At 70.6% G+C, this 211-nt stretch carries 1 protein-coding gene; it reads right to left on the reverse strand.

The annotated features are described in order from the left end of the window. Window positions 1-211: hypothetical protein (locus ADL03_RS50740; RefSeq protein ID WP_197288227.1), on the reverse strand; the 211-nt coding region annotated here is incomplete at both ends.

A 211-nucleotide genomic window follows, 5' to 3' on the forward strand; every position in this document is an offset into this window, starting at 1 on the left:
TTTCGGTGCATGCCACCGCGGTCACCGTGCCGGTGTGTCCGGTGAGGGTGGTGAGCGGGGTGCCGTCGGTGAGGTCCCAGACGCGCAGCGTCTCGTCGAAGCCGCCGGTGACGGCGATGGGTCGGCCGTCGATTTCGGTGCATGCCACCGCGGTCACCGTGCCGGTGTGTCCGGTGAGGGTGGTGAGCGGGGTGCCGTCGGTGAGGTCCCA

Source organism: Nocardia sp. NRRL S-836 (genome assembly GCF_001279525.1).
Classification (GTDB): domain Bacteria; phylum Actinomycetota; class Actinomycetes; order Mycobacteriales; family Pseudonocardiaceae; genus Lentzea.